Raw genomic sequence first — 12,534 nt, 5'->3', positions numbered from 1 at the left:
AATAAGCGCTTGCCGGTGAATCCATTGTTAACCTGTATTCAATAATCAAAACGCTTGCATGACATCCGGAACGCATCCTTCCGAGCTGGCTTTCTTCTCTGTGCTCGCCTCGTCGGCAGGCCTGGGAGCGGCCGCGCGCAGCCTGGGCATCACCACGCCGGCGGTCAGCAAGCGCCTCGCGCACATGGAGGCGCGGCTGGGCATACCGCTGGTCATACGCACGACCCGGCGCATGCGGCTCACCCCCGAGGGTGAAATCTACCTGGCCCACGCGCGCCGCATCCTGGCCGAAATCGACGACATGGAGCAATTGCTGGCTGGATCGGGCGCCGCGCCCAAGGGGCTGCTGCGCGTGAATGCATCGCCGGGGTTTGGCCGCAGCTATATCGCGCCCCTGGTATCGCGCTTCATGCTCAAGTATCCGGACGTGCAGGTGCAGTTGCAGCTGTCGGTCGACCCGCCCGCCTTCAGCAGCGACGCCTTCGACGTGTGCATCCGCTTCGGAGAGCCGCCCGACGGCCGTATCATGGCCCGGCGCCTGGCGGCCAACCGCAGGCTGCTTTGCGCCTCGCCCGCCTATCTGGCGCGCCATGCCGCCCCGCTCAGCCCAAAGGATCTCGAGAAACACAACTGCATAGGCATACAGCAGGGCGACGAGGCGTACGGAGTCTGGCGCCTGACCACGGAGCAGGGCGGCGAGAAGACCACCGAGGTCGTGCGGGTTCACGGCACGCTCAGCACCAACGATGGCGAAACGGCGGTGAACTGGGCCCTGGACGGCCATGGCATCCTGATGCGTGCCGAGTGGGATATCTCGCGCTATCTGGACAGCGGGCGCCTGGTTCAGGTGCTGCACGATTACCAGACGCCCGATGCCGATATCTATGCCACCTATCTGCAAAGAAACCAGCTTTCGACGCGCGTGCGCGCCTTTGTGGATTTCGTCGCGCTGTCCTTCCCCGACTAGGCTGCCAGGCGGACCAGCGGCTTGCCGCGGGCGATCATGCGCCCACGGCAAGCCCCGCCGGCCCCGGTCCGCGCCTGGCGCGGTACAGCAGGAAGCCGATGATGCTGACGTTCAGCGCATTCCATGCCAGGCCGTTGATGAAGGCGGCATGGTAGGAGCCGCTAAGGTCGTAGATGGCGCCCGACATCCAGCCACCCAGGGCCATGCCGAAAAGCGTGGCCATCAGCACGGTGCCCACGCGCGCCCCGGCTTCCTTGGGCGTGAAGTATTCGCGGACGATCAGCGCATAGGCCGGGACGATCCCGCCCTGAAACAGGCCGAACAGCCCCGAAATGACGTACAGCGACACCAGGCCGTTACTGGACAGGAACATCAGCAGGGCGACGCCCTGCAGCACGGAACCCAGGAGCAGGGTGCGCAAGCCGCCTATATGATCCGAAATCCACCCCGATAGCAGGCGGCTGACGATGCCCAGCCCCAGCATGAGCGCCAGCATCTCGGCGCCGCGCGCCGCGCCGAAGCCCAGGTCGCCGCAGTAGGCCACGATATGGACTTGCGGCATGGCCATGGCCACGCAGCAGGCCACGCCGGCGATGCACAGCAGCACTTGCAGGGCGCCGGGCGACAGGCCCAGCGGCCGGGCGGGATCGGAGCGGGCCGCTTCCTGGGCGAAGCGCGCCAGGGGGCGGGAATGGGTATTGGCCGTTGCGGCCGGCGTGGAAGGCGGCCGGCGGCGGTAGACCAGCGCCAGGGGCAGCATGGAAAACAGGCAGAACACGCCTATGCCCAGGTAGGTTTGCCGCCAGCCGACGGTGTCGATGAAGTGCTGCATGATGGGCGGCCAGACGGCCCCGGCCAGGTAATTGCCGCTCATGCAGATGGCCAGCGCGATGCCGCGCCGGCGCGTGAACCACTGCGAGGTGTCGGCGACCAGCGGCGCAAAGCTCGCCGCCGTCCCCATCAGGCCGATCAGCAGGCCTTGCGCCAGGTTGAACTGCCACATGCTGCCGGCCGAGCCGGCCAGCATGAAGCCCGAACTGATGCCCAGGGTGCCCACCACGATGGGGGCGAGCACGCCGAAGCGGTCCGACAGGCGCCCCATCAGGATGCCTCCCAGGCCAAAGCCTATCATCGTCAGGGTGTAGGGAAGCGAGGCGTCCGAGCGGCTTATGCCGAACTCCGCCTGTATTTGCGGCAGCACCACCGTTACGGAATACATGCCCGCTCCGCCGATGGTCATCAGCATCAGCGACACGATAAGCCGTGCCCAGGCATAGGGCGATTCAACATCGCGGGAGGGTTGGGGCTCTATCTTCATGAGCGGTATTGAACACCATAACGAGCGTCTTGTGTTGCCGGACGATGCGGGGTGTCGGTATTCCGCACGCCCATGCGGGGATGTTTATGTATATTTGCGGTTTCATGATTCTTGCGGGAGCAAGCGTATGGATACGATCGATCCGCAGGTGGAGCGCCTTATCCGGCAATTCGGGCTGTCGCCGCATCCCGAGGGCGGCTATTACGCCGAGACCTATCGCAGCGATGAGCGGGTCGCCCGCGGCGCTTCGGGGACGCAGCGCTCGGCGTCGACGGCCATTTATTACCTGCTCGACAATGGCGCCTACTCCGCCTGGCATCGCATCGCCTCGGACGAAGTCTGGCATTTTTACGCCGGCCATCCGCTCGACGTCCATGTATTGATGCCGGACGGGAAATCAGTGACGCACCGGCTGGGCAATGCGCTGCAATCGCCCGGTTCCTCGTTCCAGGCGGTGGTCCCGGCGGGCTGCTGGTTCGGCGCCGAGCTGGCCGACCCCGACAGCTATGCCTTCGTGGGTTGCACGGTGGCCCCGGGCTTCGAGTTCAGCGAATTCGAACTGGCCTGCACCGATACCCTGCTGGCGGCTTACCCCCGGCATGCGCCGCTCATCCAGCGCCTGGCAAGACCGGGATGACTGCGGACGGGCCGGGGGCACGGGGCTTGCTGGTGTGGGCCATCGGCAATCCCTTTACCCTCAGGAGCCTCCCATGCGTGCATTCTCCATTTATGCGTTTTGCTTATCCCTGGCGGCTTGCGCCTTATCGGGAGCGGCGCTCGCCGCCGACATCGGCAAAGCCGACGTCACCTTCATGACCTCGGCGGCGATGGCCGGGAAACTGGAACTGCAGGCCAGCGCCCTGGCTGAAAAATCCGCCCAATCGCCGCAGATAAAGTCGTTTGCGCAAAAAATGCTGGCCGACCATGGCAAGGCCGACGAGGAACTGAAAGCCCTGGCCAAGGACAAGGGCGTGGAGCTGCCGGCATCCCTGAATCAGAAGCAGCAGGACCAACTGGCGGAGCTGGGCAAGCTCAAGGGCGCGGAATTCGACAAGAAGTATGCTCAGGATATCGGCGTCATGGCCCATGAAGAAGCCGTCGCCCTGTTCACCAATGCCTCGAAGAATGCCGCGGACAGCGATGTGAAGGCGTTCGCATCCAAGACCTTGCCTGTCTTGCAGGGCCATCTGCAGATGGCCAAGCAGATGCATGCCGAAATCCACAAGGCGGAGTAGAAGGAGGCCCGAACGTGATCGACGATAAAGAACAATTGCCGGCGGGCAGCTTCTTTGCGGACCAGAGGGCCGCCCGCGAGGCGGTTGCGCTGGTTTTGCCCATGATAGAGCAAGGCCTGGCGCAGCGTACGATAGGCGATAGCGGATTCCTTTACATTGTGGTGATGGACCCGGCGCTGGATCCAGGCACCAGCGATTTCGACCACGCGGTGCTCTATGAGCATGCCGTGGGCGATCGCTCCGCCTGGGATGCCGACTATGCGCGTTTCGCGCGCGATAAGACCCGCGTCGCCTGGCGCACGGGCCGCGACGGGCATTTCGTCCGGCAACTGGCGCCCCATCTGCTCACGGCCTCGGATACCGGCTTATGGGGCAGCGCCTGCGTTGACGGCATCGTCGTCGGAGTCAGCGGGGGGCAGCCCTGGTTCGACGAAGCCATAGCGGCCTGCATCGCCCATTGCCTGAAGGCCCTGGCCAAGCAAAGGGCGGCATCGGTGCCGGAGGCGCCGTCGCTGGGCCATGACAGGGCGATACCGTGAAAGCGGGCGGCATGCGCGACGGCACACAATGAGAATCAGGGACTTCTTCGATCTCGTGAAAAGCGCCTTCCTGGCCTGGAAGGACGATTACGCGTCCAGCCTGGGGGCGGCGCTTGCCTTCTATACGATCTTCTCGATCGCCCCTTTGCTGATCATCGTGATCGCGGTGGCGGGCTCCGTCTGGGGAGAGGACGCGGTGCGGGGGGAAATCATCCGCCAGTTGGGCGGCCTGGTGGGGCCCGAGGGCGCTTCCGGCATACAGAGCCTGATAAAAAGCGCCGACAAGCCGACCCAGGGGTTTTTTGCCACTCTGGTCAGCGTCGTGATCCTGGCGGTGGGGGCGACCCGCGTATTCGCCGAGCTGCAAAGCGCCCTGGACCGGATATGGCAAGTGCCCAGCAAGCAGAAGAAGGCGGGGCTGTGGAAAATGTTCCGGGCCCGGCTGCTTTCCTTCGGACTGGTGCTGGGCTTGGGCTTCCTGCTGCTGGTTTCGTTGATTGCCAGTTCCTTGCTGGCCGTCCTGGGGCAATGGAGCAGCGGCCTTTTTCCCGGATGGGAAGTGCTGCTCCAGATGGCAAATGCGGCTTTTTCGCTGGGCATGACGGTGGTCCTGTTTGCCGCCATATACAAATTCATGCCGCAGGCCGCCATCGCCTGGCGCGACGTATGGGTGGGCGCAGCGGTAACGGCCGTACTGTTCGAAGTGGGCAAGGCCGGCATAGGCTTGTATCTGGGCAAGAGCTCGACCGTATCGTCGCTTACTGCGACCGGCTCCTTGATCGTCGTGCTGATCTGGGTGTACTACGCGGCCCAGGTTTTCCTGTTGGGCGCCGAGTTTACCTGGTGCTATGCGAACCGCCATGGCTCGCGCGCCTTGGCGCATCCTCCGCGGCAGCCCGAACGCGGCTGAACACCGGGTGGCATGGGAATTGCTGTATGACTCATGCCGAGAATGAAGCCGGCCACGTCGAAACACAGCTTTGCATACAGGAGCGAGCATGAACAAATCAGAAATTCCCGCGGCCCAGAAGGCGGCCTTGAGCCTATTGCTGGACGACCACAAGAAGGTCAAGAAAATTTTCAAGGATTTCGAAAAGGAGAAGGACTCCGGCGCCAAGCAGAAGATGGTGGAGGAGGCCTGTACGGAGTTGACCATACATACCAAGATCGAAGAAGAGAAGTTCTATCCTTACCTGAGGGACCAGAATCCCGAAGCCTTCGGCGATCTGCTCGACGAGGCCCTGGTGGAGCATGCTTCGGCCAAGGAGCTTATTGCCCAGTTGCAGGGCATGGGTCCGGACGACGACCTGTACGACGCAAAATTCACCGTCCTGGGCGAGTACGTGAACCATCATGTCACCGAGGAAGAGGACGAGCTCTTTCCAAAGGTGATTTCCAAGAAAATCGACCTGAAGGAACTCGCGCAGGAAATGGAGTCCTTGAAGCAGGAGCTGGCGTCCACCGCCGTCGCGGCTTGATTCCGCCCGACGCTTGAGCCATGAGCGATGTACCCGATCTTGCCCAGGCCCTTGCGGGCGGGCGGGATCTGGTCTACTCCGCCGACACGGATCCGGGAATCTCGCGCAAGCGGGCGGGCAAGGCCTTTCGCTATGTGGACGCGCAGGGCAGGGCGGTACGGGATGCGCGGGTCCTGAAGAGAATCAACGCGCTTGCCATCCCGCCGGCTTACGAGGATGTCTGGATATGCCCGGACCCCAAAGGGCATATTCAGGCCACCGCGCGCGATGCGCGAGGACGGAAGCAATATCGCTATCACGAGCATTGGAAGGAAATCCGGGACGCGGACAAGTACAGGCAGCTGGCGGAGTTCGGCGCTGCTTTGCCGCGCATACGCCGCCGCGTCGAACGGGACATGAGATCGGAGGCCCTGACGGTCCGCAAGGTCACTGCCGTGGTGGTCAGGCTTCTGGATCTGACCCTGATCCGCGTGGGTACCCGCGAATATGCCAAAACCAATAAATCGTTCGGCCTGACGACCTTGCGGCGCCGCCACGCCTCGGTCATGGGCAGCCGCATCCGCTTCCAGTTTCGCGGCAAAAGCGGCGTGCGCCATGACGTGACCATCAATGACCGCAGGATTGCGCGTGTGATAAGGCGCTGCATGGAAATTCCCGGGCACGAGCTGTTCCAGTTCAGGGACGCGCAGGGAGACGCGCAGCGCATCGATTCCGGCTGCGTCAACGCTTATCTGAAAGAGGCGGGCGGCGGCGACTTCACCGCCAAGCACTATCGTACATGGGCTGCGTCGGTGCTTGCCTTCAGCCAGTTGCAGGACCGCGGCAGCAAGAATGAGGCGCCCGACAGAACGGCGGTGGCCGAGGCCTGCAAGGCCACCGCGCAGATGCTGGGCAATACCCCCGCGATATGCCGCGATTGCTACATCCATCCCGCTGTGACCGAGGCCTACCTGGCCGGGACCCTTCCGCCGCGCAGCAGCCTGAAAACTCCCGCCGGCCTGCGTGCCGACGAAAGGCGGTTCCTGGCCTTCCTGCGGGCATGCTAATTGCCGCATTCGCGGCGTCGTCAATCATGGACTAAGGCCGGATGGATGGAAAGCGCGGATCAGGATAATCGAAGTGGGCGCGGGCCCGGCAAAAGCGGAGCTTCAGCGGCTTCCGCCCGCCGCGAGATGCTGAGGACGGTTGGTCATGTACTGTGGCGGTTCCGCCGGCGAGCCGCCGCCGCGCTGGCACTGCTGGTTGCGGCCAAGCTTCTGGCGGTGCTGGTGCCCGTTGCCTTGAAGGGCATCGTGGACAGTCTGGAGCCCGGGCAGGGTGAACTGGTGCTGCCGGTGTTCCTGCTGCTGGGCTATGCATTGCTGCGCTTTGCCTCGGGCCTGTTCACCGAGCTGCGCGACATGGTGTTCGCCCGGGTGACCCAGACGGCGGTGGCCGATTTCACTGTCAGGATGTTCGACCATCTGCACAGCCTGGGCGTCCGCTTCCATGGCGGGCATCAGACCGGCATGTTCTCGCGCGATGTGCAGCGCGGTACCGCCGGCGTGGGTTTTTTGCTGGGAACCGCGCTTTTCACCGTCCTGCCAACGCTGATCGAGATCGTGTCGGTGGTGTTGATCATGATATTTGCCTACAGGCTGGGATTTGCCGGCATCGTCGCGGTCACCTTCATCGTTTACGGAATCTATACGGTCGTGTTCACCGAGAAGCGCACTCCGTATCAGCGCCGGCTCAACGATCTGGATTCGGCGGCCGCGGGCCATCTGGTCGACAGCCTGATGAATTATGAAACGGTCAAGTTCTATACCAGCGAAGCTTTCGAATCGCAGCGTTTGCGCGATACCATGAAAAAATGGATAGGCGTCGGGATAGACAACCAGAAAGCCTTGTCGGTCCTGCATGTGGGCCAGAGCGGCATCATCGCGCTGGGTGTGGCCGCCGTCATGATCCTGGCCGGACAGGAAGTGGTCGACGGCAGGATGGCGGTTGGCGACCTGGTGCTGGTCAATGCCTACATCATCCAGGTATGCCTGCCCCTGAACGCGCTGGGCCTGGTGTTCCGGCAGGCGCGCGAAGCCATGATCAACGCCGAACGCATGTCCGACCTGCTGCGCTATCCGCCAGAGACGGAACCGGGCCAGCCCCTGCCGCCGCTGCGGCTGGACAAGGGCGAGGTGGTTTTCAAGCAGGTCGACTTTTCCTACGAGCCGGGGCGACGCATTTTGCACGAGGTCGACTTCCGCATCGAACCGGGGGCAACGGTGGCGGTGGTGGGAGGCAGCGGCTCGGGCAAGTCCACGCTGGCCAGGCTGCTTCTGCGTTTCTACGACGTGGACAGCGGCAGCGTGACGGTGGATGGCCAGGACGTGCGCGCGGTCAGCCTGAAGAGCCTGCGCGCCGCGATAGGCGTCGTGCCTCAGGATTCGCTGCTGTTCAACAATACGATAGCCTACAACATTGCCTATGGGCGCGAGGGAGCGTCGCTGGCCGATGTGATCGAGGCGGCCAGGGCCGCCCGCATCCATGAGCTGATCCAAAGCCTGCCGGCCCAGTACGACACGCTGGTCGGCGAGCGCGGCGTCAAGCTCTCGGGCGGGGAGCGCCAGCGCATCGCCATCGCAAGGGCGGTGCTGAAGAATCCGCCGCTGCTGGTGTTCGACGAGGCGACCTCGGCCCTGGATACGCGCACGGAGCGGGCCATACAGGCCGAACTCGAATTGCTGGCGCAAGGCCGAAGCACGCTGATCATCGCCCACCGGCTGTCCACCATCATCGATGCCGACCTCATCCTGGTCATGGACCACGGCCGTATCGTGGAGCGCGGCACGCATGCCCAGTTGTTGCGGGCCAAAGGCACCTACGCGCAAATGTGGGATCTGCAGCGCCAGCAGAATGCGCTGGACGAGTCGGGAGCCCGGTTGAGCGCCCAGCCGGTCAACCTGACCACGCTGGTCGCGGGCGTCCTGGACGCCATGCGCCCGCAGATCGACGAGAAGGGCATCGTGCTCTATACACTGATCAGCGCCGATTCCCTGCGGGTGACCGGCGACCCCAGCGTCCTGCAGCAGGTGCTGTGCGAGGTATGCGAGAACGCCATTGCCTTCACGCCGCCGTCGGAGCGCCTTGAACTGCGGGTGGAACGCGACGGCCCCCATGCCATGGTCGCCGTGACTGACCGGCGCCTGTTGCCGCAGGAAACAGTGGAAGAGGATGGAGGGGCGGCGGCGCAGTCCCCTGCCGTTCCGGTGCTCGACCCGACGCGGGTGAACGGCATGCTGGAGCAGATGGGAGGCGGCCTGCAGGTCCAGCCCTCGGAAGACGGCGGCGGCATGACGTTTGCCATCCGCCTGCCTTTGCGGGCCGTCGCCACGCTGGCGCCCGCCGCGCCCAAGGAGCTGACGGGCGGCGACAGGCTGAAGGGCCTGACGGTATTCGTTGCGGACGATCAGGCCGAAGCCCGGCAGCTTCTGGGAGAGGTCCTGCAGGACCAGGGCAGCAGGGTGGAACTGTTCGATTCCGGCCAGCCGCTGTTGTCGGCATTGCGGGAGCGTCCGCCCGAGCAGTGGCCCGATGCGCTGATCTGCGATATTTCACTGGGCGAGCCGGATGGCTACGAGGTCATTGCGCAGATCAGGACTATGGAGGCGCAACGCAAATCATCGCTCGCGCAGCGCCTGCCGGCCATTGCGCTGTCAGGCTATGCGGAGCGCGAACACAGGCTACGCGCGTTGCTGGCGGGCTTCCAGGTGCATGTGGCCAAGCCGGTGGACCCGCGCGAGCTGCTGGCGACCGTATTGGCCGTGGCGCGGCCGCCCGTCATTTCCGGTAAGGCAGAACACTGATGTCGCCCGCTTCCTCCATGTAGGCGCGCCTGACTTTCCTGACATCGTCGATGCCGTTCTTGCGCAGCTCGGCCATGAGTTCGTCTTCGGTTATGTATTCGCGGCGCATTCCGCGGCGCTGTATCTGCCCATCCTTGACCAGGCACAGGCGGCTGGCTTCCAGGACGACGCGCGCGGCAGGCACGAAATAGCACAGGCGGTCCACGAACACGCTCCAGAACACCAGGGTGGCAATGAGGATCATGCCTTCCGTGATGGTCTCGTAATCGCCCGCCATGCCGTTCTGCGCCGCATCCGCGATCATCACCAGGAGCAGGATATTGGCCATTCCCACCGATCCGAAGTCACGGCGGCCGGCCAGCCGCAGCAGCAGGAAGATGAACCAGTACGTTATCGTGCCCCGCACGATGAGTTCCCAAGGGGACAAGGTCAGTTCGAAAAGAGATCCCCAGTCTGTCTGCATTGTCGTTCTCCATGAGCCGATCCGGTTGTGAAAGCGGGCGGCGGGTTTGCCGGCTTGTCAGGGGCAGGAATGTACGGGCGTGGCCGCGCGGCGGCCCGGCGCAAGCGGATTGCCCCGGACCTTCTGGCCAACCCGGAAATGCTGCAGATGGAAGGGAGCCAACTGCTCGGGACGATACAGGTTGCGTCCGTCGAAAACGGCTCCGGATTCCAGGCTGCCCGCCAGTGCCGAAAAATCCGGTTCGGCGAATTCCTGCCATTCCGTCATCACCACCAGGACTTCGCTGTGCCGGCAGGCCTGCGCCGCGGAACTGCTCAATTCCAGCCCCGGGCGGCTTGCCAGCTTGGGGATCGAAGCGCAGACCACCGGGTCGTAGGCCTGCACGGCCGCCCCCGCGTCGATCAACAGGCGTATCAGCGCCAGGCTGGGCGATTCGCGGACATCGTCCGTCCCCGGCTTGAACGCCAGTCCCCATACCGCAATGCGGCGCCCCCAAAGGTTGCCGCCAAAATACCGCTGTATGGAGTCGAACAGCAGCCTGACCTGGCGCTGGTTGACCTCTTCGACAGCCCGGAGCAGGGGGGCCGGCTCCTGGCATTGTTCCGCCGTTCGGATGAGCGCGCGCAAGTCCTTGGGCAGGCATGATCCCCCGTAGCCGGCGCCCGGGCGCAGGAAGTCGGGACCGATGCGGTGGTCCGTGGCAAGGACCTTGCAGATGGACCGCATGTCCGTCTGCATTTTCTCGGCGATATTGGCCAGTTCGTTCACCAGCGATATCCTGGAAGCCAGCATGGCATTGCAGGCGTATTTTGCGAACTCCGCGCTACGCACATCCATGCACAGCCGCCGCCGGCCGTCCGGGTCGAATGGAGCATACAGGCTGGACAGCGTGGCCGCGGCCTGCGCCGTCCCGGCGCCGATGACTATGCGGTCGGGATTTCTGAAATCGTCGACGGCACGGCCCTCGGCGAGGAACTCGGGATTCGAGGCCACGTCGACGCGTGGAGCGTCCGGCACGGAGGCCTGCCGCGCATCGAAGAAGGATTGCACATGATCGCAGGTGCCCACGGGCGCGGTCGATTTGACTGCGAGCACGCAGGAATGATCCAGCGTGTCCGCCAATGCCTTTGCGCATTGCAGAAGGCTGTCGACATTGGCGCAGCCGTCGGCCGCGGACGGCGTGCCGATGGCCAGCATGACGACTTGCGCCTGTTGCGTTCCGCCGGTCAGGTCCGTTGAAAAGCGCAGTCTTCCGCCATGCAGTTGCGCCAATACGATGGCTTGCAGGCCCGGTTCGTGGAAGGGCAGATTTCCCTCCCGCATTTGCCCGATTTTTACCGCATTGTTATCGATGCAGGTGACGAAGTGGCCTGCCTCGGCCAGGCATGCACCCGTAACGAGGCCGACATAACCGGTACCGACGATGGCGACATTCATATGTTCTCCTCAGGATGGCGGAGAGGGCGCCGGTCCACCCGCTTGCCCGTTCCACCGGTCCCGAGGAAGCAAACGTCATGCCCGCCGGGCAGCCGCTTCCCTTGTCGTCAGAACACGCTTTCGGCCACGTTGTGGTGAGCGATCAGCTCATGCAGCGAATTGCTCCGCACCGGCTTGCGTTCGCCGGCAAAGGCGCATTCCTTGCTGAAATGCTGAGGCGCGCAGCCACTCATCAAGGGGCATTGCTGGAAGAGCTCGCTGATCCAGTCCACGAACACGCGCACCTTGGGGGAAAGGTGGCGGTTTTGCAGATAGGCCACGGAAATGGGCATGGACGGCGACTTCAAGTCGGACAGCACTTCGACCAGGGCGCCCGACTGCAGGTGGGGCGCAACCATGTAGCGAGAGGGCTGGATAAGGCCGAATCCGTTCAGGCCGCAGGTGACATAGGCTTCGGCGTCGTTGACGGAAACGACGCCTTTCACCTGTACGTCGGTCGGTTTTCCATCGACCATGAAGCTCCAGTCTATGACGCGTCCGCTGCGGCTGGAAAAATAATGGACGGCCTGGTGGTCCCCGAGCTGGTCGATGGACTTAGGTATGCCGTGGCGCTCGATGTAGGACGGCGCGGCGCAGGTCAGGCTTTCGAAGGTGCCGATGCGCTTGGCCACCATGGAGGAATCCTGCAATTCGCCCACCCGTATCACGCAATCGACCGCTTCCTGCACCATGTCGACCGGCCTGTCGCTCATGCCTATGGCCAGCTCGATGTCGGGATAGCGCTTATGGAATTCGCAGAGCGCGGGAATCAGGATCAGCCGGCCCATGGAGGGCGGGACGTCGATGCGCAGGCGGCCGCGCGGCCCCCGCGTGACGTCGTGGAAGGACGATTCGGCGTCTTCGACGTCGGCCAGTATGCGCACGCAGCGTTCATAGTAGGCCGCTCCGTCGGGCGTCAGGCTCAGGCGGCGGGTGGTCCGGTTCAGCAGCCGGACCTGCAGCATGCGCTCCAGATTCTGGATGGTGGTGGTGACGGTGGCGCGGGGCAGCCCCAGCGTGTCCGCCGCCAGGGTGAAGCTGTTGGCATCGACGACGCGGGTAAAGACCTGCATGGCTTGAAAGCGATCCATGACGTATTCCGGAAAGTCGGCGAGCGCCGCCCTGGAAACGGGCGGGCGACCGTCGATAAAAAACGATTGTTTGTAAAAAACGAATAGTGTTCGCGAAAAATGATTATTTATCTGTTTTCGCAAAG

12 protein-coding genes are annotated in these 12,534 nt (G+C 63.7%); 8 read left to right on the top strand and 4 right to left on the bottom strand.

Annotated elements, in window-relative coordinates:
* The first annotated feature begins 58 nt into the window (after positions 1–58).
* Positions 59–967: a LysR substrate-binding domain-containing protein gene (locus tag OEG81_RS09595; RefSeq protein ID WP_264129010.1), complete on the top strand. Its 909-nt coding sequence runs from the start codon at positions 59–61 to the stop codon at positions 965–967.
* A 34-nt stretch (positions 968–1,001) separates the two neighbouring features.
* Here OEG81_RS09595 and OEG81_RS09590 read toward each other — a convergent pair whose 3' ends face one another.
* The gene (locus tag OEG81_RS09590) at positions 1,002–2,285 is read right to left on the bottom strand and encodes an MFS transporter (RefSeq protein ID WP_264129009.1); all 1,284 of its coding nucleotides are present in this window, start codon (positions 2,283–2,285) and stop codon (positions 1,002–1,004) included.
* A gap of 127 nt (positions 2,286–2,412) precedes the next feature.
* Between OEG81_RS09590 and OEG81_RS09585 the strand changes: the two genes are divergently transcribed.
* From OEG81_RS09585 to OEG81_RS09555, 7 genes are all read left to right on the top strand, one after another.
* Positions 2,413–2,922 carry a cupin domain-containing protein gene (locus OEG81_RS09585; RefSeq protein ID WP_264129008.1) on the top strand — a complete coding sequence of 170 codons (510 nt, stop codon included), beginning with the start codon at positions 2,413–2,415 and terminating at the stop codon, positions 2,920–2,922.
* Positions 2,923–2,995: 73 nt separating this feature from the next.
* Positions 2,996–3,520 (top strand): DUF4142 domain-containing protein, encoded by a 525-nt coding sequence (locus OEG81_RS09580; protein ID WP_264129007.1) that lies wholly within the window; start codon positions 2,996–2,998, stop codon positions 3,518–3,520.
* A 14-nt stretch (positions 3,521–3,534) separates the two neighbouring features.
* Complete coding sequence (locus OEG81_RS09575; RefSeq protein ID WP_264129006.1) at positions 3,535–4,059, top strand: hypothetical protein; 525 nt, start codon at positions 3,535–3,537, stop codon at positions 4,057–4,059.
* Positions 4,060–4,087: 28 nt separating this feature from the next.
* Positions 4,088–4,969 carry a YihY/virulence factor BrkB family protein gene (locus tag OEG81_RS09570; protein ID WP_264129005.1) on the top strand — a complete coding sequence of 294 codons (882 nt, stop codon included), beginning with the start codon at positions 4,088–4,090 and terminating at the stop codon, positions 4,967–4,969.
* An 88-nt stretch (positions 4,970–5,057) separates the two neighbouring features.
* The gene (locus OEG81_RS09565; protein ID WP_264129004.1) at positions 5,058–5,537 is read left to right on the top strand and encodes a hemerythrin domain-containing protein; all 480 of its coding nucleotides are present in this window, start codon (positions 5,058–5,060) and stop codon (positions 5,535–5,537) included.
* 20 nt (positions 5,538–5,557) lie between these two features.
* Positions 5,558–6,583 carry a DNA topoisomerase IB gene (locus tag OEG81_RS09560; RefSeq protein ID WP_264129003.1) on the top strand — a complete coding sequence of 342 codons (1,026 nt, stop codon included), beginning with the start codon at positions 5,558–5,560 and terminating at the stop codon, positions 6,581–6,583.
* A gap of 126 nt (positions 6,584–6,709) precedes the next feature.
* A complete protein-coding gene (locus OEG81_RS09555) occupies positions 6,710–9,379 on the top strand; it encodes an ATP-binding cassette domain-containing protein (protein WP_264129002.1) in 2,670 nt (889 codons plus the stop codon).
* Here OEG81_RS09555 and OEG81_RS09550 read toward each other — a convergent pair.
* The 3 genes from OEG81_RS09550 to OEG81_RS09540 form a co-directional block, all read right to left on the bottom strand.
* The gene (locus OEG81_RS09550; RefSeq protein ID WP_264129001.1) at positions 9,354–9,842 is read right to left on the bottom strand and encodes a DUF421 domain-containing protein; all 489 of its coding nucleotides are present in this window, start codon (positions 9,840–9,842) and stop codon (positions 9,354–9,356) included. The genes OEG81_RS09555 and OEG81_RS09550 overlap by 26 nt on opposite strands.
* Positions 9,843–9,899: 57 nt before the next feature.
* Entirely contained in the window at positions 9,900–11,279 is a 1,380-nt protein-coding gene (locus tag OEG81_RS09545) for a UDP-glucose dehydrogenase family protein (protein ID WP_264129000.1), read from the bottom strand.
* A gap of 107 nt (positions 11,280–11,386) precedes the next feature.
* Entirely contained in the window at positions 11,387–12,409 is a 1,023-nt protein-coding gene (locus OEG81_RS09540; protein ID WP_264128999.1) for a LysR family transcriptional regulator, read from the bottom strand.
* Between the last annotated feature and the right edge of the window lie 125 nt (positions 12,410–12,534).

It is taken from the genome of Pollutimonas sp. M17 (assembly GCF_025836975.1).
In the GTDB taxonomy this organism is placed as follows: domain Bacteria; phylum Pseudomonadota; class Gammaproteobacteria; order Burkholderiales; family Burkholderiaceae_B.
Note: the sequence above shows the minus strand (reverse complement) of the source record. Positions and strands in the feature narration are given on the sequence as shown.